This is a genomic window from Acidovorax facilis (assembly GCF_050626955.1).
In the GTDB taxonomy this organism is placed as follows: Bacteria; Pseudomonadota; Gammaproteobacteria; order Burkholderiales; family Burkholderiaceae_C; genus Acidovorax; species Acidovorax facilis.
The window spans coordinates 4,827,641-4,848,847 of sequence record NZ_CP192460.1 but is presented as its reverse complement, the minus strand read 5'-3'; the positions used below and the strand labels follow the sequence as shown (position 1 = coordinate 4,848,847).

Sequence of the window (21,207 nt, the reverse complement as noted above, 5' to 3'; positions counted from 1 at the left end):
CATCCCTTTAAGGCAAAAACAGCACCATGGCATCCGTAAACAAAGTCATCATCGTCGGCAACCTGGGCCGCGACCCTGAAATGCGCACTTTCCCCAGTGGCGACCAGGTGGCCAACGTGACGATTGCCACCACCGACAAGTGGAAGGACAAGCAGTCTGGCGAAATGAAGGAAGCCACCGAGTGGCACCGCGTGGTCTTCAACGGCCGCCTCGCCGAAATCGCTGGCCAGTACCTGCGCAAGGGCTCGCAGGTGTACGTGGAAGGCAGCCTGCGCACCCGCAAGTGGACCGACCAGAGCGGCGTGGAAAAGTACAGCACCGAAATCCGTGCTGACCAGATGCAGATGCTGGGCAGCCGCCAGGGCATGGGCGGCGGCCAGGGTGGTGGCCAGCAAGGCGGCGGATACGACGATGGCGGCTACGGCGGTGGCGACCAGGGCGGCGGCTACGACCAGGCCCCCCGCCGCGCCGCGCCCCCACCACGCCCCATGGCGGCCCCTGCCCAGCGCCCTGCGCCTGCGCCCGTGGCACAGCCACCCCGCGCAGCTTCGGGGTTTGACGACATGGATGACGACATCCCCTTCTAAAAGCCGCGCTTTCCAGCTTTTGCAAAAAGGCCCGCAGCACAGACGCTGCGGGCCTTTTTTTGCGCCCGCATGATGGTCAAGAAGCGCTGAGATGCTGAGGCAACGGCACGCGGCGCTTCTTCTACAACGGCCAGCGCCCTCACCACCCCCTCAGTTTGTCCAGTGCGGCACGGGGACAACGGCGCCAACACTTTCTTACACCGGTTGCGCCCAACTCGAAGATCATCGGGCGCTTGTTGGCGGCTGGCCTGCGGTGCCGCCAGCAAATTCTGGTTAGTCACAACAACATTCAACAGCACAAGAGAGGGATAGCCATGCCAGGCTTTGTTCGCAAGATTTTGATTTTCATCACCGGTTACGCGTGGCTGCTGCTACTGGCCGGGCCCGGCCTGATCGGCCTGTCGCTGTACAGCGGCTGGAAGGCCGATGGCGACCATGCCTACGCAGCGCGGGAAAGCCTGCAGACCGTGACAGGCACGGTGACGCAGGCTTCGGAGGTCACCGTCAAGCGCAAGCGCCGCGCTACCAAGCAGTTCTACGAAATCAGCGTCCAGCCCGATGGCGCAGGCGCCGAGGCCCGCAAGCTGCGCATCGACTACAGCACACCCCAGGAACTGGTTGGCAACCTGATCGACGAAAAGATCACCGCTTTGGTGGACAAGAGCGACAACGACCTGGTGTACGAAGTGGCGGTCGATGGCAAGCCCGTGATCAGCTATGAGACCACCAGGCAGCGCCTGCAGGCCGAGGCAGCGTCCTCCGCCCGGTCCTTCAGCGGCGCTGGCACCTGGATCTTCGCGATCCTGCTGACGCTGATCGGCGCCGCCGGTGTGTGGTCCAACCGCAGGCTGCGTGCAGCGGACTCCAGCCAGCAGCTCAGCGCGGCCTGAGAAATTTTCACAGAGAGGGAGGGAGGAGGCGCCTGGTGCGCCCCTCCCGTGATTTCACAACCAACACACAGAGCGAGGAATACGCCATGAATCCCAATGTCCTGACCCCTTCGACGCCGGAAGGCGCACCGTTTGAACGGCGCGATTTCATCGTTGCTACCTACAAGCACCTCGGTGTGGCCATGCTGGCCTTCGTGGTGCTTTCCGCCGTCCTGATGGCGACCGGATTTTCCGGCACAGCGGCCAAGATGCTGCTGGCCAGCGGCAACAAGTTCCTGTGGCTGGGCGTCATGGGCGCGTTCATGCTGGTGGGCTGGCTGGCCTCGTACATGGCCGACAACGCAGAGAGCCCGCAAACACAGCTGATGGGCCTGGGCCTGTATGTGCTGGCCGAAGGCCTGATCTTCGCGCCGATGTTCGGCATCGCCCAGATCGTGGCCCCCGGTGCCATTGGCGCTGCGGCCTTCATCACGCTGCTGCTGGTGGGCGCGCTCACCTGGACGGCGTTCACCACCAAGACCAACTTCTCGTTCCTTGGGGGCATCCTGAAGGTGGGTGGCCTGGTGGCCCTGGGCACCATCATTGCCGGCGCCATCTTTGGCTTCAAGCTGGGCATCTGGTTCTCGGGGATCATGGTGCTGTTTGCCGGCGCCTGCGTGCTGTACGACACCTCGCGCATCATCCACGACTACCCCGCCGACCGCCCTGCGGGCGCTGCGCTGCACCTGTTTGCATCGATCGCGCTGATGCTCTGGTACGTGCTGCGCATCCTGATCAGCCTGGCGACCAACGACGACTGAGCCGCCATCCTCGAAGCCCCGCGCGGTGGCAAGGGCCGGCTCCTGCAAAGGGGTCGGCCCTTTTCTTTGCAGCAGGCTGAAATCCAAGAAAAAAACAGGCTCTAGCGCTTGATGAACAAGCGGGAATAGCTATATTATTGATAGCAATTCATCGTAAGTGCATTAAGGTGCACCTGACACGCGTGGCCCAGCCGACATCCGAGGTCGCATTCCCCGTGGGCGCACCGCAGCCCCACAGCCCGCCGCCCAACTCTGGCATGCCATTTTCCTGTCGTCCCTTGCGCCCGCTGCTGGCACAATTAGAAACAGCAAGACAGCCAGCATGCACCTGTGCGCGCTCGCTGGCCCGTCGATAACGCCTCGCGCGCCACGGCGGCATCTCGACGAATCCCCATTACCTACTGATCCTCTTTCTGTCCATCATGCGCAAATACTTCTGGCTATCCTTGACCTGTGCGGCCTTGCTCGCCAGTTGCGGCGGCGGCTCGTCCGACGGCGAAGACGTGGGCCCCGCCCCTGGCGTACAGCAATACCCCGGCGGCGTGTGGGAGGGCACGGTGGGTACCGGCGCTGCGCAGCGGCAGGTGGTGGGCTACATCGATCCCGGCCCGCTGGGCACCGGGGGCGAGTTCTACATGGCACGTGAGGCCCCGGGCGCAGCGGGCTTTGATGCGTTTTACGGGCGCCTGAATGTCAACGTCACGGCAGTGCTGGCCACTGGCGTCACGTACTACTCGGTCCAGGACGGCAAATTTGCCACGGGCCTGACGCTGCGTGGCACGGCATCGAACAGCGGCAAGATCGGCCGCACCGACGGCATCAGCGGCAATTACTCCGACCCGGTGCAGACGGCGGCTGCGTCTGGCGCGGTGGTGCCGATCAAGCTCTCGTACAGCAGCCTGAACTTCCACCCCGCACGCGCGAGCCTGGTCGAGGGCACCTACCGGGGTACCGGCCTGTTTGGCGGTGGATGGGTACTCACCGTCACCCCACAGGGCCAGCTCTCGGGCCGCATCGGCGGCTGCCTGGTCACGGGCACGGCCACGCCACGCGCCGCAGACTCCCCGCTGTATTCGATGACGCTCAATCTGTCGGGCGACACCACCTCCTGCGAGGCCAGCGGCACGCAGCAATCCGGCATCGCCGTGCTGCGGTTTGATGCGGCAGGGGTGCCCAACGGCATCTGGGTGTTCACGCGCAATGCGACGGGCCCGAACAACACCTTCACCCTCAACGGCATTGCCGACCCCCGCACCACAGTACCGCCTTCCACCACGCCGTTGTCGGTGGCAGGCAACTGGCAGGGCTCCTTCACGCTGCCTGCAGGCGTGATTGGCGATACGACCGTCTGGGGCAGCGTGCTGCCGGACGGTGGCCTGTTCTTCTACACCAACAGCAGCCTGGACCACAACGCGCTGTATGGCCGCCTTATCCGCTACGAGAACAACGTCACGAACAACCGTTTTGTGACGGCCAACGACGGCGTGTTCTTCAATCGCCTGCTGGCCAATACGGGCGCGTACAACGAGTCCGTGCTGATCGACGGCACGCTCCAAAGTGGCGATGGCACCAGCACCGCCGGCCTGTTCAGCGGCAGCTTCAGCTACCCAACGCAGCCAGGCGGTTTCCCCACCCGCTTCAGCGTGACGCCCGACCCGCTGTACGCCCTGCCCTCCGGCAAGGTGCCCAACGCGGCTCTGATCGTTGGTACCTACAAGATGGCTGGCACGGGTTTTGGTGGCGACACCACAACGCTGACGGTGTTTGCCGATGGCGCCATCACGGGCCTGACCACCAGCGGCTGTGAAGTGGCGGGCAAGCTCCTGGGCGAACTGGGCAGTGGTCTGAACCTGTACCGCGTCGAGGCATTCGGCTACCTCAACAGCCCCAACGCACCCATCACCTGCGGCCTGTCCTCAGGCCCGCCGCAGTCCGGCTCGGCATCGGCACAGTTCGATGCGAATGGCAAGGTCATTGGCCTGCGCATTCTGACTGCCGGGTTGTCCGTGGCTGGCACACGTGCCCACACCGTGTTTGTGGGTGCCAAGCAGACCACGCCGTAACGGCAGGGAGCACCCCTCGCGCTAGGCGGGGGGTGCTGCAACCGGGCAATCACTGCGGTGCCCCCGTGATCGGCCCATTGGCCTGGGCTTACAGCGCCTTCACCCCGCGCAAGCGCCATGTGGCACGCAGACAGTGCTCCCGCCACAAGCGGGTTGCCCATAAAAGAGGCCCGTCGCACGTGAAGTGCGACGGGCCTTTTTGTGGCTTGCAGAGAGCGGGTGAGCGCCCTGGAAAAGTTCAGTAGCTGTACGGTGACCGCAGCGGGTTGACCGGAAACGCCTGCAGGCCGTTGTAGGGCTGGAAGGCATAGCGCACATACAGGCCGCCCGCGAACTCGCGGTAATTGCGTGCGTTGTTGAGCGACAGGTGTCCACCCACGAACACCTGCGGATGCATCTGGTATTCCATGGCTGCACCCAGGTTGTAGCCCAGGCCCGTGCGGGACTGGCCGGGGTAGATGGCCGTGGCGCCCGTTTCGCCAAAGGCCAGCGCGTCGGCCGCAGCCTGGACGGCCGATACCTGCCGCGATGGGCTGTTGGGGAAATACGGCGCCGCATCTTCCTTGAAATACTGCACGCCCACCGAGCCCTTGAGCTGGAAGGACAGGCGGCCATTGCGCTGCGCCCATTCGACCGGAATGCCAAATGACACGAACTGCTGGGGACTGAAATAGCCACCGTGGCCCACCGTGAAGTAGCGCAGGTTGCGCTGGTACGACAGCCCCGTAAAGCTCAGGCCCGCCGTGAGGTCGGCGTTCGATGTGCGGTGCACATGCCAGTACATCCCGCCACCCAGCTCGGCCCGCGCATTGCTGCGCACGCGGGTACCGGTCAGGCCATGCAGCGAACCGTACCCATAGATCCCCAGTTCACCATCGTCCCAGGTCAGATCAACGCGGCCCCCCGAAGCGGACACGCCGCCCCAGCGGTCGCCGGTCCGGGCATCACGGACACCGGCAAACGACAGCAGGCTGTCGGTCACCGGGCGGCGCGAGAGGTCCACGGCCACGGTCAGGTCGTCGGTGAGGGCTGTGCGGTATCTCGCGCCTGCCGTCACATCGGACTGGCCGAAGCCCAGCGGCGTGCTGCCGATGTCTGCCCGGAAGCCTCCGCTTTCATAGCCTACGCTCAGGCCGACGCCGCTGTCGCTTTGCGAGCCAGCACCGCGTTCGGGCATGGCCAGGGCCGTGACCGGGCCACCACCAAAGCGGCTGATGGTGCCGTAGGGAGAGCCGGGCGAACCTGCGCTGGCGCCCGTGGGCGTTACGCCCAGCAGAAGGTGACCGTCACCCACGCTCATCTTGAGCTGCACGGGCGCTTCGATCTCGGAAAGCTGGCTCATGCCCGCCTCGCCCTGCCGTGCGCGCGCAACTGCGCCCACGGAGAACGAAGAAATCTGGCTTTGCTGCACTTCCCGCAGCTCGTCGCGGGCCGTGCGGGGCCGCGTGGGGTCGGGCACGTTGCCCAGCCCCGCCGTGGACCAGGCAGAAGGTGCTGCAGGAGCAGGCATTGCGCGTTGCGCAGGCAAGGACTGGGCGCCGCCCGCATACCCACCACCGTAGGCCTGTGCAGGCGTGTAGTAGCCCGCCGCAGCCGGGGCCGGAGCGCCCATCGGCTGCATGGGTTGTGCAGGCGGCACGTACACAGGTGCCATGGCCGGCGCCGCCGCAGAGGCCCCCGCCGACCGTGGGGTCGAAGAAGGCAGTGCCGCAGCGTTGCGCCGCGCAGCGCTCGTCGAAGCCGCCGTGTCAGCCGCCGCCACCGGGCTGGACGCCTCGGGGTAGTAACTGGCGGGCGTCATGGGAGCGGCCTGCGCATAGGCCTGCGGTGCCGTGCCAAAGCGGCTTGCACCGGCCGGGTCGGGAATGTAGAGGCCTGCAGGTGCGTTGTTGCTGCGCGCTACTGGCTGGGCCGCGTACTGCTGGGGGGTGTAGCCCACCGGCGACCGTGCGACGGCTGCGGCACCAGGCACTGACAGGCCGCCCCCGGCACGCTGCTGCAATGCCGCGCGCTGGGCAAATGGATTGCCCGAACGTGCAGGCCCCGCCGCCACGCCACTGGCGGCCAGCACGGCATCGCGCTGCGCGTTTTCGGCAGCAACGGCAGCCGTGAAGAACTCGGTGGCCTTGGAATTCTTGCCCTGCGCCCGGTACAACCGACCAGCGGCCGTCAGCACTTCGGGATCACGCGGCGCGCGCGCCAGCGCCACGGACAGCAGCGACTCCGCATAGCCATAGTCCTTGGCGCCCGTGGCCATGGCTGCGGTCTGCAGGATGAGGGGCACGTCATTGGGAGACTTTTCCAGCAGCCGCGCATACAGCGCCTGCGCCTGGGCATAGTCGTTGTTGGCCGCGTACATGCGGGCCAGTGCCGCCATGGCCAGGGGCTCGTCGGGCTGCTCGGCCAGCAAGGGAACGAGCGTGTCGTAGGCCGCGACCAGGTCGCCCGCCTCGCGCAGGCCATCGGCCTGGCGCACGATGTAGGCGCGGCGGATGTCGCTGAAACTCTTGCGCTCGCGGTCATTCATCGGGGCCGTCTGCAGCTGCCGCAGGATGCCCGCCAGTTCCACATCCTGCTGGGTCTTGAGCAAGGTGGCTGCGTACTGCAGGCGCAGGCCGACATCGGGCCGGGGGGTGCGCGCCAGCACCTGGCGCACCATGCCGAGTGCGCGCTGCGGATCGCCAGCGTCCGCGTAGGCCAAGGCCATGGCGCCCAGCAATTCGGGGTCTTGGGTGGCAAAGGACTCGGCCTGGGCCAGGGTGGCCAGGGCTTCCGTCTGGCGACCTTCGGCCGCCAACGCCGACGCAGCCGATGCCTGCACATGCACCCACACCCGCTTTTGCAGCGCGGCGATGTCACGGGTGCGGTGCTTTTCTGGAACGCGGTCCAGCAGGGCCAGGGCGTTGGGCCAGTCGCCGGCTTCCGAGGCGAGCAGGGCGCTGGCATACAGGGCCTCGGGCATGTTGGGGTTGGACAGCAGCAGTCCGTCCATCACGCCCCGCGCCTCGGCCACCGCGCCCATGCGCAGGTACAGGCGGGCAAGGTCCAGCCGCACCCAGGGGCTGGCCGGATCGTTCAGCAGGGCATCTTCCAGCGCTGCGCGGGCGGCGGCGCTATCGCCACGCTCCGTCGCTGCGCGGGCCTGGCCCAATGCCTGCGCAGCACGCAGGCGCCCCAGGGCTCCCACCTTTTCTTGCTGCGAGGGTGACAGCTTCTCCACCAGCGCCAGGGCTTCGGCCGCCTTGTTGTTCTGCGCCAGCACGCCCACGAGTCCCCGCACCGCGTCGGGGTTGTCGGCCTGGCGCGCGAGCACACGGCGGTAGGCCGCCTCGGCGGCGTCGTACTGGCCATCTTCGACCAACAGGTCTGCCAGGTCGGTTTCGGCCGTGACTTCGGCCGGATTCAGCCGCACAGCCTGCTCCAGCGAACGCCGCGCTGCCGCTGTCTCGCCGCGTTCGCGTTCGGAGGTGGCCTGCTCGACCAGGCTCCAGTAGGTGGCGCTGTCGAGCGCCTGTTTCCAGCGGCTGGCCGAGCCCGCACGCGAGGCCCGCTCCAGCAGCCCGCGCGCGTCGGCAAACCGTTCCTGGCGCAAACGCAGAATGCCCAGGCCACCCAGCGCATCGCCGTCGGTGGGACGGGATTCGAGCACGTTCAGAAATGCGGCCTCTGCAGCATCCAGCTCGCCATCGTCCAGGGCCTGGAACCCTGCTGTCGTCCGCTGGCGCAGGGGGTCGGCCGTCCGGACGGAAGCTGCCTGGGACTGTTTTTGCAGGTTCTGGGCTTGCACCAGTCGCGTCTGCACGGCCGTGTCTCCGGGATTGGCGCGCAGGAATTCCTGGTACAGCGGGATGTCGGCCGAGCGATTGCCCGTCCAGGCCAGCGCCTTGCGCCAGCTTTCCGTCGCCGCCTTGCCCACATCGGGGCGCCCGGCCAGCCGCGCCAGCTGGGATATGCCTTCGCGGCGCGTGGATTCGCGGTAGGTCAGGTGTTGCGCCAGGGCCAGCGCAATCTGCGGGTCTTCGGGCGATTCCTGCGCCAGGCGGTTCAGACCCCGGCGGGCCTCGTCCCAGCCGCCTGCTGTGGCGCCCAGCGTCTGGTAGTACTCCAGCGCCAGGGGGCCGGTGGGAGCGCGGTCTCCCAGTGCCGCCTGGTAGGTGCTCAAGGCCTGGCTGGCCTGCCCGCTGCGGGCCTGCTGGCGCGCAGTTTCGATCTGGGGTGCGCTGCGGCCCGTGCGGATGGATTCCTGCAACCGGCTGACCAGCGGGCTGCGCGGATGGGCTGCCTGCAACTGGTTCAGGTAGCGCTGGGCGCCCTCGGGGCGGCGGGCGTTGAGCTCCACCAACGCCATCCCATAGAGGGCCTGGGCGTTCTGGGGGTTGATGCGCAACAGCTTCTGCCATGCTTCACCCGCGCGTTCCGTGTCGCCGCGCTCCTGCCAATACTGCCCCTGGTCCAGCAGGGTCTGCTCGGCCCCGGTCTGCGCCCAGGCAACGGGGGCCATCAGCGAGGCCAGCAGCCCCATGGCAAGTGTTTGATGACGACGACGTTTGGAGGACATGCCTTCCTTCTCCCTGCGAGGCTCCCGGCCACCGAGGTGCCGGGAATGTGTTGCGTGATTCAGAAACAGCCGGGCGTGCTTTGCACCGCCTCAGCCTTTTTGCTTCAGCCGGGCCCGTGCGCGCGCTCTCAGCGACAGGTACATGATGATCGCTATCAGCACCGCCGCCGACACGCCCAGGACAATCAGCAACAGCGGATTGCGCGAAAGAAACCACTGGGTATACAGCAAGGGGCCCAACTGACCCACATGGTAGTTTTTCTCGGCCACCAGGCTGTCCACCTGCTTGCCCCGGATGACCGTGGTGCTGCCCTGCACGTGTTTGAGCATTTCGGCATCCAGCAGTGCATCCATCACTTGCGACAGACCTGCAGGCTGATTGCTGGCAACCAGCACCACACTGCGGCCACCGCGCAAAGGCGATTCAAAACCTGCCACCAGAGCATCGGTGCTGTCGCTGGAAAACGCAACCTGGCTGCGCCGTGCGTGCACGCTGGAGTCCTCGCCAAAGCCCCACCAGCGCAGCAGGCGGTTGGCAAAATCCGACATCTGGAAACTCTTGGTTTCGCCCTGCAGGAGGGCCGGAATGGAACTGGCCCATTGCTTGAGCAGGGGCTGGTTGCCGCCGGAGGCAATGACCAGCAGGTCCTTGTCGGCAAGCCGCTCCACCTGCTGGGCCTGCGCCACGGTCACGCCCAGGGCAGGGTATCCCGTGACGCGCCCCATGACACCCATCAGGCCCAGATAGGCCGCGTACTCCTGCGCACCCGGCTTGTCCGGCATCACCACCGCAGATTCAGAAAGGTCTGCCATGCGTGTGAACGGGAACCCTGCATTGCCAAAGGCCGCCAGATCCGGCATGGCGATGAAATGCGGAAAACCGGAGATGTCGATGGTCGAGTCGGCCTCGACAGAGCCCCGGACGTTGTCGAGTGGTACGTCCTTGCAGGCGCCCTGCTTGACCACGTCGTAGTAGTAATGCATCTGCAGCTGCGACTGGGCCGGCAGCTTGAACAGCGGGATGTGGAACGTCTCGCGCTCCGGCGCCATCTCGCCCTTGGGCACCACCTTGGTCAGCAGGCGGTCCAGAGCGCCGGGTTCTTCATGATTCACTGCGTGCAGGGGCAACGAACGCAGGAACTGCTGGTTCACATTGATGTTGAGGGTGGACTTGTCCGGGTTCGGGCGCGGGGTATAGCGATACCGCAGGTCCACCGGGATGCCCTTCTGGCGCCATGCGAACAGGTCGGGCGGCAGGAAGAAGTTCAGGCGGATCAGGTCTGGCGAGTAGCCGGACACGTTGAGCGCATCGGCCTCGACCAGTTCACCAAATTTCACGGGCCGGTCATTGGAAAGCCAGTTGGGCGCGTCGTACGGCTTGCGGGGCTTGAGTTCCGTGACCTCGGTGATCCGTGCCAGCGGGCCGGACAGGGCCGAGGAACCGATGGCCAGTGCCTTGGCGGCAACGCCAAGCTCGGCTTCGTCCCGCCCCATGACCAGCAGCAGCTTGCCATGGCGGTCTGCCGGGTGGCTCACCACGGCCACGGTGGGGCCCTGGATGTCTGGCAGGCTCAGCCCGGCGGGCGCTTGCGCCTTGCCCGCGATCATCACCACCGCGTTGCCGCGCGCGGGGAGTTCGCCCACCAGTGACGGGAACCTCGCTCCCCGGAAACCCGCCAGCGCGCCAAACCAGGACGACATCGTACCTGCGGCCTGCAAGGTGCCCGTGTTGGGCACTGCGCCGAACACCATCGGCAGCTCCAGCGGGCGCACATCCCGGCGATCAAAGAAAGGCTGCGGCAGCAGCGCCAGATCGTTCGTCTGGGCCACGGGCGCCACCGTCAGTTCCAGCACGCTGTCGTTGCCGACGTTGGCCCACAGGCTGGAGTGCAGCGGGTCTTCGCACTCCATCGTGTAGTGGCCGATCAGCTGCAGGTTGAGCCGGTTGAACTCGGTGATGAGGCGCGGCGGGATGACGATCTCGCGCTGCAGGTTTTCGCCCGCCTGCTGCGTGGTCACCGGAATGGTGGCGGCCACCTGCTCGTTCACCAGCACCTTGATATGGGACAGGTTGGGGAGCAGGGCGGGCGAGTAGGAGTAGTTCAGCTTCAGTCGCGCGCCTGTGACCACTTCGTCGTTGCGCACGCTGAACGCCACACCGCTCGTGCCGTCCACACCCCGCAATTGCAGCGGAAACAGGGCCCCCAGGTCCTTGAAACTGGTGCGGTGTACACGCACTCCACTCTCGGTCGGTTGCGCCGCAGCCAGCATTTCCGCCCCAGCCAAGCCCGCTGGTGCAGGGGCCGCAGCAAGTTGGGATACGGGCACGGCCGTCCCTGTCAGTACCAAGGCCAGCATGGCAGGCAGCATGCGCTTGCGCGGCAGCCGCGCTGTCGGATGTCTTTTGGGAATCATGGTGTCGAGTCTTTGGAAACAGGGAAAGGCTTAACGGGGCTTGAGGGACTTGACGGCGGAGACGGTCAGTTGTCCCATGCCGCGCACTCCAATCGCAATCACGCTCCAGAGCGAGCGCAGCGGCTTGTCGCGCTGGCCCGTGCCCCAAGTGGCAATCCAGGCATCCGCCCGTGCAAAGGTCAGCGATGCCAGTTCGGCCTGCTGGCGCAGACTGAGGTTGTCGAACTTCACGCCCAGACGCCCCTTGCCACTGAACGTGACAACGGCCGGAAAAACACCTTCTTCGTCGGACCTGAACAGCGACACGGAAAGGCGGCTGCCCATGGGAATGTCGCTGTCCGCCGGAACGGACAGGCCCAGCCCGTGCTGCGAGAAATCTTCGGTCTTGCAAACCAGCGTGCGGCCGTTATCAAAGCGGATGACAGCGGGCAGGGCAGCCGCCACGCGCGGTGTGCCACGGATCTGGCGCGTCTCGCTGGCCACCGCCACACTGGCGCCCAGCAGGATGACGTTGTAGGTGGTCCAGACCATGTTGATGACCAGCGTGGTGGTTTCGTCGCCTGCGGAGGAGAACAGCTTCCAGATCCCCACCGCAAAACCCACCAGATTGATCACCAACAGCACCACATAAGGCCGTGCAATGGTCCAGTCGAAATAGGCTTTCTCGATCACGCCCCCCTTGGCCGTCACGTTGAACTTGCCCAGCTTGGGGTTGATGAAGGCAACGATCACCGGGCGCATGATGTACCAGGCCAGCACTGACTCGTACACCTCATTCCAGAACGAGTGGCGAAAGCGCCCCTGGATGCGGGAGTTGGTCACGCTGGCGTGGGCCAGGTGGGGCAGCGCATAGGCGGTGATCATCAGCGCCGTGGCCTGGAACACGTGGGCCCCGAAGAACAGGTAGGCCAGCGGTGCAGTCAGAAACACCAGGCGCGGCAGTCCGTAGAAGAAATGCAGCATCGCATTCAGGTAGCACAGCCGCTGGCCGAACTTGAGACCCTTGCCAAAGAGCGGGTTGTCGGTGCGCGCGATCTGCGCCATGCCCCGCGCCCAGCGAATGCGCTGGCCTACGTGGCCGGAAAGGCTCTCGGTGGCCAGGCCCGCAGCCTGAGGCACTTCGAGGTAAGCCGTGTTGTAGCCCAGGCGGCTGAGCTTGAGCGCCGTGTGGGCGTCCTCGGTCACGGTTTCTACCGCAATGCCACCCACTTCCAGCAACTCCTTGCGGCGGATGATGGCGCAAGAACCGCAGAAGAACGACGCGTTCCAGAGGTCGTTGCCGTCCTGGACGATGCCGTAGAACAACTCGCCCTCGTTGGGCATCCGGTGGAACGTGTCCAGGTTGCGCTCAAACGGATCGGGTGAGAAGAACACGTGCGGCGTCTGCAGCATGACCAGGTTGGTGTCCTTGAAGAACCAGCCCATGCAGACCTGCAGGAAGGAACGCGTGGGGATGTGGTCGCAGTCAAAGATGGCGATGTATTCGGAACTCGTGACTTTGAGCGCCGCGTTGATGTTGCCCGCCTTGGCGTGGTGGTTGTTGTCGCGGATCAGGTAGCCCACGCCCAGCTCTTCGCAGAACTCACGGAACTCGGGACGGCGGCCGTCGTCGAGCACATACACGTGCAGGCGATCGGCGGGCCAGTCCAGGCTCATGGCCGAGAACACCGTCTGGCGCACCACTTCAAGCGGCTCGTTGTAGGTCGGAATGAACACATCCACGCTGGGCCAGGTGCTGATGTCCTGGGGCATGGGAACCGGGCGGCGCTGCAGGGGCCACGCCGTCTGGAAGTAGCCAATGAGCAGCACCGCAAAGGCATACAGCTCTGCCAGCACCAGGCCATAGCCGAATGCCGCATCCAGCCAGTTGGTAAAGCCGATGGTGTCGGTAAAACGCCAGTAGATGTAACGCGACGAGGCCGAGATCGACAGCACGATCATTGCCAGCGTGGACAGGCGGCCGGGGGTCCTGCTCAGCAGCAAGGCCGCACCAAACGAACCCACCGAAAAGAGAATCTGCCCCTGGAGATCCAGCGGTACGCTGATGACCAACCCCATCAGCAAGGCACTGAACACCACAGCCGCGACACGCGCTACGGGGTGCTGCCACAGATCCCACCCGGTGATGGCATGCACCACGGTGCGCCAGTGTGCCTGGGGACTGTGGGAATCGGCGTCAGCTACCTCGTCGGCCTGCGGGCGTTGGTCGATACTCATTGCGCGGCTCCAGCCAGTGGCAGTCGCAGGCGCTGCGCAAGGACGCGCGCGCACTTGCGCAGGTCATCGGCCGCCTGGCCTTGGGGGTCATACTCCAGCACGCTCTGGTCGTAGGCGAGCGCCTCGCGCACCGCCTGGTCTTCATGGACCACGCCCACCAGACGCTCACCCAGGTTGTCCTGCATCACACGCGTGATGTCTTTGGACAACTGGCGCGCGCCGTCCACCTGATTGAGCACGTACAGCGTTTCGGAAAAATCAGGGCGCGGTGTGCAATAGGTGTGCACCAGCCGCTGCATTAGGGCCAGCGCCGCATAAGATGCCGCATCGGGCAGGCTGACCACCACCACCACCTGGGCCGCCGACAGCGCCTGCTGCATATAAACAGAAGGACCCGGCGGCGTGTCGATCAGCACCACGGCATCCTCCGGCAGTTCCAGGCCCTGCAATTGCTGCTCCAGCCAGTTCGGGTGTGCGTCCAGGTGCCGCTCGAAAGCCACGCGGTCAGACTCGTTCACCACGCCATAGGGCAGCACATGCACACCCGATGGGCTTTGCACGCAGACCGAGCCCCAGTCTTCGCCTGCCAGGCTGGCGCGGGATACGCCGGCCAGAGAACGGGGATCGGCGCCGAAATGCAAGCCCAGCGCATTCTGGGGGTCCATGTCCACCACCAGCAACGTCGCAACACCTTCGCGCTGCAGTGCGGTGGCCAGGTTGGCAGTCAGGGTCGTCTTGCCCACGCCACCTTTGGCAGAAACGATGGCAATCACTTTCATAGGTGGCCCTTGCGAGGCTGCCAGGCGGGCGCTGGCGCAGCGCCGGCGGCCACGGGAGCACCCGCCAGACGCGCAAAAACCGATGGGAGGTCCACCGGCAAGGACTCCTGGTGCACGGCCTGCTCTTCAGCAACAGTCGGCGCAGCCTGTCCACGCAGGCCCGCAAGACCCGCCAGGGGGGAACGCGAGGCCAGCGCAGCCGCTGGCGGCAGACGGTCTGCCGCTACTGCTGCGGGCGCGGCCACCGGGCGGGGCAACTCGGCGGCGACGGGTGCAGTGCGCTGCACTGCCACAACGGGCTCTGGTCGCGCCGAAACGGAAGCCTGAGCCTGCTGGGGAAGCGGCGCCGCAGCGGTACCGGCGCTTCGGTCTACCGAGGGCACATCATCGGCCACGGCATTGCGCACGGCGGAGACAAGGGGCCAGCGCTCGTTGGAGAGTTGGTGCTCCTGCTTGCGGGCCAGCTCATGGTAGGGGTCTGCCTTGGCCCCAAACTGCTGAAAGAGGTTCACGATGTCGTCTGAGTGTTTCATGGGTCACCGCCAATGCCGCAACATATAGATCCGAAACCCGGTGCTCAGCGCGACAGCTGAAGGTGTACACACCCCCAGGCATCTGCAGGTGCGCACTGCACCACCTTGAGTTGCCCGGCACCCGCTTGGTCGAACCAGCTTTGGTAGACCCCTTCGAGGAAACCACCCGACCAATGCACGTGGTCCGGCCCGAATGCAGCAGATACGGGCGAGAGGCTGTGGTGGATGTTCAACTGCGCAACTTCCTGCGTCAAATCGACCCAGCCCCAGTCGATGCTCGTCCAGACCGCCGTCATGCTGCGCTGCAGGTCTTCCACAGTGGCACACGCTGGCAAAGGATGGTCTGCCGCAAACCGCGCGCCCACCCGGAACATCAGCGCGCGAAGGTCTTCCGGTGGCAGGGCCGCGACAAATTCCGCTGCAAGAGCCTGGAAAAACCCTCGCCATTGCACCGAACACTGCTGCCGGACCAGGTGCGCGGCGATGTCGGGGCTCGAAGGCATGGAAACAATTTGAGACATGGTGCAAGCACGAGCAAGCTTCGGGCCCGTTTTGACGGCCGTCAGCAAGATGAACTAAGGGTTTACCACGTGCATTTTTTGATACATGTGGTTTCAAACAGCGTTTTCGGGAATTCTAGAAGCCACGCCGTGACAAATGACGCTTGTGGCGACGAACCAAAGGTCAACTTAGTTCAACTGGCGGTAACTACGTAGAAGTTTGTGGGTGTCACGCCACAAGAATTAATTATTTACTATTTGGATTATTCAATCCATAGTCTTAATTAATTAGAAAACCCCATTTGTGGGGGTGCACCACAATCGGCTAGAGGGCCAATGTGCCCCAGATGTTTCAGTCTGTCGCACCAAAAATGACCCCGCCCCCGAGGCAGACCTCCCCGTCGTACAAGACCGCACTCTGTCCCGGCGTCACCGCCCACTGCGCCTGCGGGAAACGCAGCTGAAAACCCGCGCCGTCCGCGCTGACGACGGTGCACGCGGCGTCCTGCTGCCGGTAGCGGGTCTTGGCGGCATAGTTCCCCGGCACAGGGGGGTGGCCGGACGTCCAGCTGGCATCTTGCGCCTCCAGGGCGGAGGAGAGCAGCCAGGGGTGGTCGTGCCCCTGCACCACGCGCAGCGTGTTCCTGGCCAGGTCCTTGCGGGCCACAAACCAGGGCGCATGCTCGCCGCCGCCACGCTGTGCGCCCTTCTCCTTGATTCCGCCGATGCCCAGGCCCTGGCGCTGGCCCAAGGTGTAGAACGACAAGCCCACATGCTGGCCCAGCTTGCGGCCCCGGTCGTCCAGGATGGGGCCGGGCTCATGGCTGATGTAACGGTTCAGGAACTCGCGGAACGGCCGCTCGCCAATGAAGCAGATGCCCGTGGAATCCTTCTTCTTGGCATTGGGCAGGCCAATCTCCTCGGCGATCCGGCGCACCTCGGTCTTGTGCAACTCGCCCACCGGGAACAGCGTCTTGGACAGCTGCGCCTGGTTCAGGCGGTGCAGAAAGTAGCTCTGGTCCTTGGAGGGATCCAGCCCCTTGAGCAGCTCGAACAGGCCGGAGGATGGGTTCTGACGCACGCGGGCGTAGTGCCCCGTGGCGATCTTCTCCGCGCCCAGGCGCATGGCGTGGTCCAGAAAAGCCTTGAACTTGATCTCGGCGTTGCACAACACGTCTGGGTTGGGCGTGCGGCCCGCCTGGTACTCACGCAAGAACTCGGCAAACACACGGTCCTTGTAGTCGGCTGCGAAGTTGACGTGTTCGATCTCGATGCCGATCACATCAGCCACGGCGGCGGCGTCCACGAAGTCGATGTTGGACGAGCAGTATTCGCTGTCGTCGTCATCTTCCCAGTTCTTCATGAAGATGCCGACGACTTCGTGGCCCTGTTGCTTGAGCAGGTGGGCGGTCACGGCAGAGTCCACTCCGCCCGAAAGGCCCACGACAACACGTTGTTTGGGCGGTTTGGTATTGGCAGTCATTGCCCCGATTGTATTTTTTGCGCCGTGGCAGCACTGCGTGGGCGCACAGAACGCGTAGCCACCAGCAGGTCATAGAGCTGCTGCGCAGCGGGCGACAGCGATTTGCCCCTGCGTTTGATCAGCCCCATCTGGCGCGTCACCACGGGTTCGATCAGCGGAATGCTCACCAGTGTGGGATGGTCCTTGCCCGGCATGGCCAGGCTGGGCACAGCAGCCACGCCCAGGCCCGCCTCCACCAGGCCGAGCAGCGTGGTCACGTGCTTGGCCTCGTACAGGCACTGGGGGCGGTCGGGCACGTTGGCCAGCGCCAGGTCCATCAACAGACGGTTTCCCGAGGTCTTGCCCACCGACATGAAGTCGTGCTGGCCCAGCTCTGCCCAGGTGACCTTCTTGCGCCGCGCCAGCACATGGTCGCGCCGGCAGGCGGCTACGAAGCGCTCGGCCAGCACGGGCTTGAACTCGATCTCGGCCTCCTGGCTGCCGATGAAATTGAGGCCAAAGTCGGCATCGCCCTGCGCCACGGCCACCAGCACCTCGTTGGCGCTGGCGTCGTGCACCTTGACGCGGATTTTCGGAAACCGCTCGTGGTAGCGCTTGACCACCTGCGGCAAAAAGTAATACACGGCCGACGGCACGCAGGCAATCGTCACCTCGCCCATGCGGCGCGCGGCCACGTCGCCCAGGCCCATGAGCATGCCGTCCAGGTCATCCAGCCACACGCGGGTCTTGCGCGCGAAGTCACGGCCCACGGCCGTGAGCGTGACACGGCGGGTGGTGCGGTCAAGCAGGCGCACGCCCAGGGCTTCTTCGAGCTTGTCGATGCGACGGCTGAAGGCAGGCTGCGACAAGTGGATCGCCTCGGCCGCAGCACGAAAGCTCTGCAACTCAGCCACCGCGGCAAAGGCCTGAATGTCAGCAAGATCGAATTTGTTGTTCATGGGCATGGGCTTTCAAGACGTTTCGCTGTTGCGCAGCACGCATCAAACGATCAGAACATTGCAATTCACGAACGTGATTTCACCATGTACAAGAGCTCATAGCCTATTGCGCTGCATGCATCAATCATTGTCAACAATGCAATTCACAGAACAGATGAAGCGTCGCACCATGCCGACCCATGAGCTACAACCTTCCTTGCGTTCTGATGCGTGGCGGCACTTCCCGGGGGCCGTTCTTCCTGGCCGACTGGCTGCCGCAAGACCCTGCGGCGCGCGACCGCACCCTGATCGCCGCGCTGGGCTCGCCGCATGAATTGCAGATTGACGGCCTGGGCGGAGGAAACTCGCTGACCAGCAAGGTGGCGATCGTTTCCAGGTCGGTACATGCCGACTGCGATGTGGACTACCTCTTCGCCCAGGTCAGTGTGGAAGAGGCCCGGGTGGACACGCGGCCCAACTGCGGCAACATGCTGGCGGGCGTGGGGCCTTTTGCCATCGAGCAGGGGCTGGTGCCCGCTTCCGGCCATGGAAACACCACCACGGTACGGGTCTACAACGTCAACACCCGTTCACGCATTGATGTGCAGGTGTGTACCGCTGGCGGACGGGTGCACTACGACGGCGATGTGCATATTGACGGCGTGCAGGGCACTGCGGCACCGGTGCTGATGAACTTCCTGGACGCCTGGGGCGCCGTCACGGGCCAGATTTTCCCGACCGGCCAGCGCATCGACACCATCCACGGCCTGCAGGTCACCTGTATCGATGCCGCCCAGGTGATGGTGCTCGTGCGGGCAGCGGACCTCGGCCTGTGCGGCAACGAGAGCCCTGCAGAGCTGGATGCCAATGCCGAGCTGCTTTCCAGGCTGGAAGCGTTGCGGTGCGAAGCCGGTCTGCGCATGGGCATGGGCGACGTATCGAACAGCGTGCTGCCCAAGCCCGTGATCGTGTCTGCGGGCGATCAACCGGGCAGCGTCGTTTCGCGCTATTTCACACCCCACCGCTGCCACCGCTCACACGCCGTGACCGGTGCGATTGGCGTGGCTGCTGCCCACGTGCTGCCAGGCACGGTGATCACCGACTCCCTGCAGCACGCCATTGCAGGCACACGCCGTGTGGAAGTGCTGCACCCCGCCGGCCGCATTCATGTAGACGTGGAACTCACCGAAGTGGACGGCCAATTCAAGCTGGTGCAGGCCGCGCTGGTTCGCACGGCGCGAAAAATTCTGGAGGGCACGCTGTTCGTTTCAGAAAACGCATTCACCCACTGATTTCACACCCCAACCCTTTGGATGACAGGAGACAAAAAAATGATTCGCCAACACTTTGCGCCATCGCGCGCACGCCGCACCCTGCTCACCGCGGCGGCCCTCGCTGCCGCTGTGCAAATGATCCCCTCCCTGGCACATGCGGCCTATCCCGACAAGCCCATCACGCTCGTGGTGCCGACCGCCGCTGGCGGTGGCAACGACGGCATGGCGCGCGTGGTGGCGCTCAAGCTGTCCACCCTGCTGGGGCAACAGGTCATTGTGGAGAACAAGGCGGGCGCCAACGGTGCCATTGCGGCGGAGTTTGTGGCCCGCGCGGCGCCCGATGGTCACACGATTCTTTTTGGCTACATCGGCACCCACGGCATGAGCCCTGCGCTGCAAAAGCTGCGCTACGACCCCATCACGCAGTTCGAGCCCATTGGCATGGTGAGCTACTCGCCCACGCTCATGGTGGTTCACCCCAAGGTGCCAGCCAAGTCGGTGGGCGAGCTGGTGGCGTTGACCAAAGCCAAGCCCCAGGACTTCAACTACGCCTCGGCCGGCAACGGCACAGCCCCGCACTTCTCCGCCGAAATTTTCAAGCTGGAAAGCGGTGCGCAGATGGCCCACGTGCCCTACCGGGGTGCCGCGCCCGCGATGAATGACACCATGGCCGGGCAGACCCAGGTCATGTTCCCCAGCCTGTTCTCAGCCTACCCCCACGTCAAGAACGGCAAGCTGCGCGCCCTGGCGCTGGCAGGCCCCAAGCGTTCATCGCTGTTGCCCGATGTGCCCACGCTGGAAGAGGCGGGCGTGAAAGGCGTCGAGATCACGCAGTGGTACGCCCTGTTTGCGCCCGGCAAAACGCCCAAGCCCGTCGTCGATCAGCTCAACAAAGCGCTCAACACCGCCCTGGCGGACAAGGACGTGGCACGGCGCATTGAAGAACAAGGCGCCGTGGTGGAGCCCAGCACGCCCGAGCAATTGGCCCTGACCGTACGCCAGGAGATCGCCAAGTGGAAGGGCGTCGTGCACAAAGCCCAGCTCACCCCCGATTGAGGCCCCAGAAATACCCTCGCACCCGTTTCAGATTTCAATCAGGCAGGAGACATCTATGAGAAAAAGAATAGGCAACATCGGTGCGCTTTGTGCCGCACTGGCCAGCAGCTGCATCGCGGCACAAACCAGCGGCGTCACGCTGTATGGAACCGTGGACCTGGGGCTGCGCCACGGCAGCGGCCTCACGGCGGCCAATGCGGCAGCCCCCGGTTCGTCGCATAGCCTGGGCAGCGGCATACACACCACCAGCCGCTGGGGGCTTCGCGGCAGCGAAGACCTGGGGGGCGGTGCCAAGGCGCTGTTCCAGTTCGAGAGCGGACTGAACGCCGACACCGGCGCTTCTGCCAACGCCAGCAAGACCTTTGATCGCGCATCCTGGGTCGGTCTGGAGGGCGGATGGGGCACGCTGGCCCTGGGCCGCCAGACCACCACACTGGCGGATGCCATCTCGCCCGTGGACCCGCTGGGCATGCGCTTTGCGAGCTTCAACCCCAGCATCGGCGTGGCCGCGCTCAGCCAGCATGGCCTGGGCATCGAGTTCGGCAGTGCGGGGTCCACGTCAGGCTCGTACCGGCTGGACAACGCGATCAAGTACACAGCGCGATTTGGCGGCCTCACCGCACGGGCGATGTTGGGCACGGGTGAAGTGGCTGGAAAGACATCGGCCCTGTCGTCGCGCGGGGTCGGCATGGCCTATGCGGCCAGCGGCGTCACACTGTCGGGCGCATTCCAGACCTTCAAGGACACGAACCAGCGCACCCTGGACGGAGCCACCCTGGGCGCGGCCTACCAATGGAACACCGTGCGCCTGGCGGCCAACGCGGCACGCAGCGATGCCGAGACAGCGGTCGGCAAGCACACGGTGCAGCGCGTGTTCTCGGCAGGCGCGACCTGGTCCGTCACGCCCCTGTTCGATCTGACGGCTGCCTACTACAAGGTGGACCGCACCCGCACGGGCGCCGCCGACGACGGCTACGGCCGCCTGGTGGCGTTTGCCGAATACAAGCTCTCGCGCCGCACCAAGGTGTATGCCGAGCTGGACAACACCCGCTGGCGCAACGGCTTCCAGGGTGCGGCGAACAAGGCCACGGCCACCGGCATCTCGGCCGGTGTGGTGCATACGTTCTGAACCTGC

At 65.1% G+C, this 21,207-nt stretch carries 15 protein-coding genes; 7 read left to right on the top strand and 8 right to left on the bottom strand.

Going from position 1 to position 21,207, the window contains the following annotated elements; genetic code table 11:
- The first annotated feature begins 26 nt into the window (after positions 1–26).
- From ssb to ACQ4MJ_RS22205, 4 genes are all read left to right on the top strand, one after another.
- Positions 27–587 (top strand): single-stranded DNA-binding protein, encoded by a 561-nt coding sequence (ssb, locus tag ACQ4MJ_RS22220; RefSeq protein ID WP_055400317.1) that lies wholly within the window; start codon positions 27–29, stop codon positions 585–587.
- 314 nt (positions 588–901) lie between these two features.
- Positions 902–1,477 carry a hypothetical protein gene (locus ACQ4MJ_RS22215; RefSeq protein ID WP_431151245.1) on the top strand — a complete coding sequence of 192 codons (576 nt, stop codon included), beginning with the start codon at positions 902–904 and terminating at the stop codon, positions 1,475–1,477.
- Positions 1,478–1,563: 86 nt separating this feature from the next.
- Positions 1,564–2,277 carry a Bax inhibitor-1/YccA family protein gene (locus tag ACQ4MJ_RS22210; RefSeq protein WP_121421645.1) on the top strand — a complete coding sequence of 238 codons (714 nt, stop codon included), beginning with the start codon at positions 1,564–1,566 and terminating at the stop codon, positions 2,275–2,277.
- 422 nt (positions 2,278–2,699) lie between these two features.
- Positions 2,700–4,340, top strand: a complete 1,641-nt coding sequence (locus ACQ4MJ_RS22205) for a hypothetical protein (protein ID WP_228897149.1) — start codon at positions 2,700–2,702, stop codon at positions 4,338–4,340.
- 238 nt (positions 4,341–4,578) lie between these two features.
- Here the strand turns inward: ACQ4MJ_RS22205 and ACQ4MJ_RS22200 are convergent, their stop codons facing one another.
- The 8 genes from ACQ4MJ_RS22200 to ACQ4MJ_RS22165 all read right to left on the bottom strand — a co-directional run bounded on the left by ACQ4MJ_RS22200 (position 4,579) and on the right by ACQ4MJ_RS22165 (position 17,763).
- The gene (locus ACQ4MJ_RS22200) at positions 4,579–8,898 is read right to left on the bottom strand and encodes a cellulose synthase subunit BcsC-related outer membrane protein (RefSeq protein WP_431151247.1); all 4,320 of its coding nucleotides are present in this window, start codon (positions 8,896–8,898) and stop codon (positions 4,579–4,581) included.
- Positions 8,899–8,988: 90 nt separating this feature from the next.
- A complete protein-coding gene (bcsB, locus tag ACQ4MJ_RS22195) occupies positions 8,989–11,313 on the bottom strand; it encodes a cellulose biosynthesis cyclic di-GMP-binding regulatory protein BcsB (RefSeq protein WP_431151248.1) in 2,325 nt (774 codons plus the stop codon).
- Positions 11,314–11,343: 30 nt separating this feature from the next.
- Positions 11,344–13,530: a UDP-forming cellulose synthase catalytic subunit gene (gene bcsA / locus ACQ4MJ_RS22190; RefSeq protein ID WP_055400303.1), complete on the bottom strand. Its 2,187-nt coding sequence runs from the start codon at positions 13,528–13,530 to the stop codon at positions 11,344–11,346.
- Positions 13,527–14,309, bottom strand: coding sequence for a cellulose biosynthesis protein BcsQ (gene bcsQ, locus ACQ4MJ_RS22185; protein ID WP_055400301.1), 783 nt, complete (start codon positions 14,307–14,309; stop codon positions 13,527–13,529). The genes bcsA and bcsQ overlap by 4 nt, the downstream gene beginning before the upstream one ends.
- Positions 14,306–14,842: a cellulose biosynthesis protein BcsP gene (bcsP, locus tag ACQ4MJ_RS22180; RefSeq protein ID WP_121508143.1), complete on the bottom strand. Its 537-nt coding sequence runs from the start codon at positions 14,840–14,842 to the stop codon at positions 14,306–14,308. The genes bcsQ and bcsP overlap by 4 nt, the downstream gene beginning before the upstream one ends.
- A 44-nt stretch (positions 14,843–14,886) precedes the next feature.
- A complete protein-coding gene (gene bcsD, locus ACQ4MJ_RS22175; protein ID WP_233559526.1) occupies positions 14,887–15,363 on the bottom strand; it encodes a cellulose biosynthesis protein BcsD in 477 nt (158 codons plus the stop codon).
- A 331-nt stretch (positions 15,364–15,694) separates the two neighbouring features.
- Entirely contained in the window at positions 15,695–16,825 is a 1,131-nt protein-coding gene (gene mnmA, locus ACQ4MJ_RS22170) for a tRNA 2-thiouridine(34) synthase MnmA (RefSeq protein WP_055398068.1), read from the bottom strand.
- Positions 16,822–17,763, bottom strand: coding sequence for a LysR family transcriptional regulator (locus ACQ4MJ_RS22165; RefSeq protein WP_055398073.1), 942 nt, complete (start codon positions 17,761–17,763; stop codon positions 16,822–16,824). The genes mnmA and ACQ4MJ_RS22165 overlap by 4 nt, the downstream gene beginning before the upstream one ends.
- A 179-nt stretch (positions 17,764–17,942) precedes the next feature.
- Here ACQ4MJ_RS22165 and ACQ4MJ_RS22160 point away from each other — a divergent pair, with 179 nt between their 5' ends.
- From ACQ4MJ_RS22160 to ACQ4MJ_RS22150, 3 genes are read left to right on the top strand one after another with little or no spacing between them, the layout of a single operon-like run.
- Complete coding sequence (locus tag ACQ4MJ_RS22160) at positions 17,943–19,034, top strand: 4-oxalomesaconate tautomerase (protein WP_431151250.1); 1,092 nt, start codon at positions 17,943–17,945, stop codon at positions 19,032–19,034.
- A gap of 39 nt (positions 19,035–19,073) precedes the next feature.
- A complete protein-coding gene (locus tag ACQ4MJ_RS22155) occupies positions 19,074–20,072 on the top strand; it encodes a Bug family tripartite tricarboxylate transporter substrate binding protein (RefSeq protein WP_431151251.1) in 999 nt (332 codons plus the stop codon).
- A gap of 55 nt (positions 20,073–20,127) precedes the next feature.
- A complete protein-coding gene (locus tag ACQ4MJ_RS22150; protein ID WP_431151252.1) occupies positions 20,128–21,201 on the top strand; it encodes a porin in 1,074 nt (357 codons plus the stop codon).
- The last annotated feature ends 6 nt before the right edge of the window (positions 21,202–21,207 follow it).

What these genes read in the sequence shown, in the direction of transcription:
- ACQ4MJ_RS22215 (WP_431151245.1), top strand. Translation starts at nt 902, where the DNA reads ATGCCAGGCTTTGTTCGCAAGATTTTGATTTTCATCACCGGTTACGCG.
- ACQ4MJ_RS22205 (WP_228897149.1), top strand. Translation starts at nt 2,700, where the DNA reads ATGCGCAAATACTTCTGGCTATCCTTGACCTGTGCGGCCTTGCTCGCC.
- ACQ4MJ_RS22200 (WP_431151247.1), bottom strand. Translation starts at nt 8,898, where the DNA reads ATGTCCTCCAAACGTCGTCGTCATCAAACACTTGCCATGGGGCTGCTG.
- ACQ4MJ_RS22160 (WP_431151250.1), top strand. Translation starts at nt 17,943, where the DNA reads ATGAGCTACAACCTTCCTTGCGTTCTGATGCGTGGCGGCACTTCCCGG.
- bcsA (WP_055400303.1), bottom strand. Translation starts at nt 13,530, where the DNA reads ATGAGTATCGACCAACGCCCGCAGGCCGACGAGGTAGCTGACGCCGAT.
- bcsB (WP_431151248.1), bottom strand. Translation starts at nt 11,313, where the DNA reads ATGATTCCCAAAAGACATCCGACAGCGCGGCTGCCGCGCAAGCGCATG.
- ssb (WP_055400317.1), top strand. Translation starts at nt 27, where the DNA reads ATGGCATCCGTAAACAAAGTCATCATCGTCGGCAACCTGGGCCGCGAC.
- ACQ4MJ_RS22155 (WP_431151251.1), top strand. Translation starts at nt 19,074, where the DNA reads ATGATTCGCCAACACTTTGCGCCATCGCGCGCACGCCGCACCCTGCTC.
- bcsQ (WP_055400301.1), bottom strand. Translation starts at nt 14,309, where the DNA reads ATGAAAGTGATTGCCATCGTTTCTGCCAAAGGTGGCGTGGGCAAGACG.
- bcsD (WP_233559526.1), bottom strand. Translation starts at nt 15,363, where the DNA reads ATGTCTCAAATTGTTTCCATGCCTTCGAGCCCCGACATCGCCGCGCAC.
- ACQ4MJ_RS22165 (WP_055398073.1), bottom strand. Translation starts at nt 17,763, where the DNA reads ATGAACAACAAATTCGATCTTGCTGACATTCAGGCCTTTGCCGCGGTG.
- ACQ4MJ_RS22210 (WP_121421645.1), top strand. Translation starts at nt 1,564, where the DNA reads ATGAATCCCAATGTCCTGACCCCTTCGACGCCGGAAGGCGCACCGTTT.
- mnmA (WP_055398068.1), bottom strand. Translation starts at nt 16,825, where the DNA reads ATGACTGCCAATACCAAACCGCCCAAACAACGTGTTGTCGTGGGCCTT.
- ACQ4MJ_RS22150 (WP_431151252.1), top strand. Translation starts at nt 20,128, where the DNA reads ATGAGAAAAAGAATAGGCAACATCGGTGCGCTTTGTGCCGCACTGGCC.
- bcsP (WP_121508143.1), bottom strand. Translation starts at nt 14,842, where the DNA reads ATGAAACACTCAGACGACATCGTGAACCTCTTTCAGCAGTTTGGGGCC.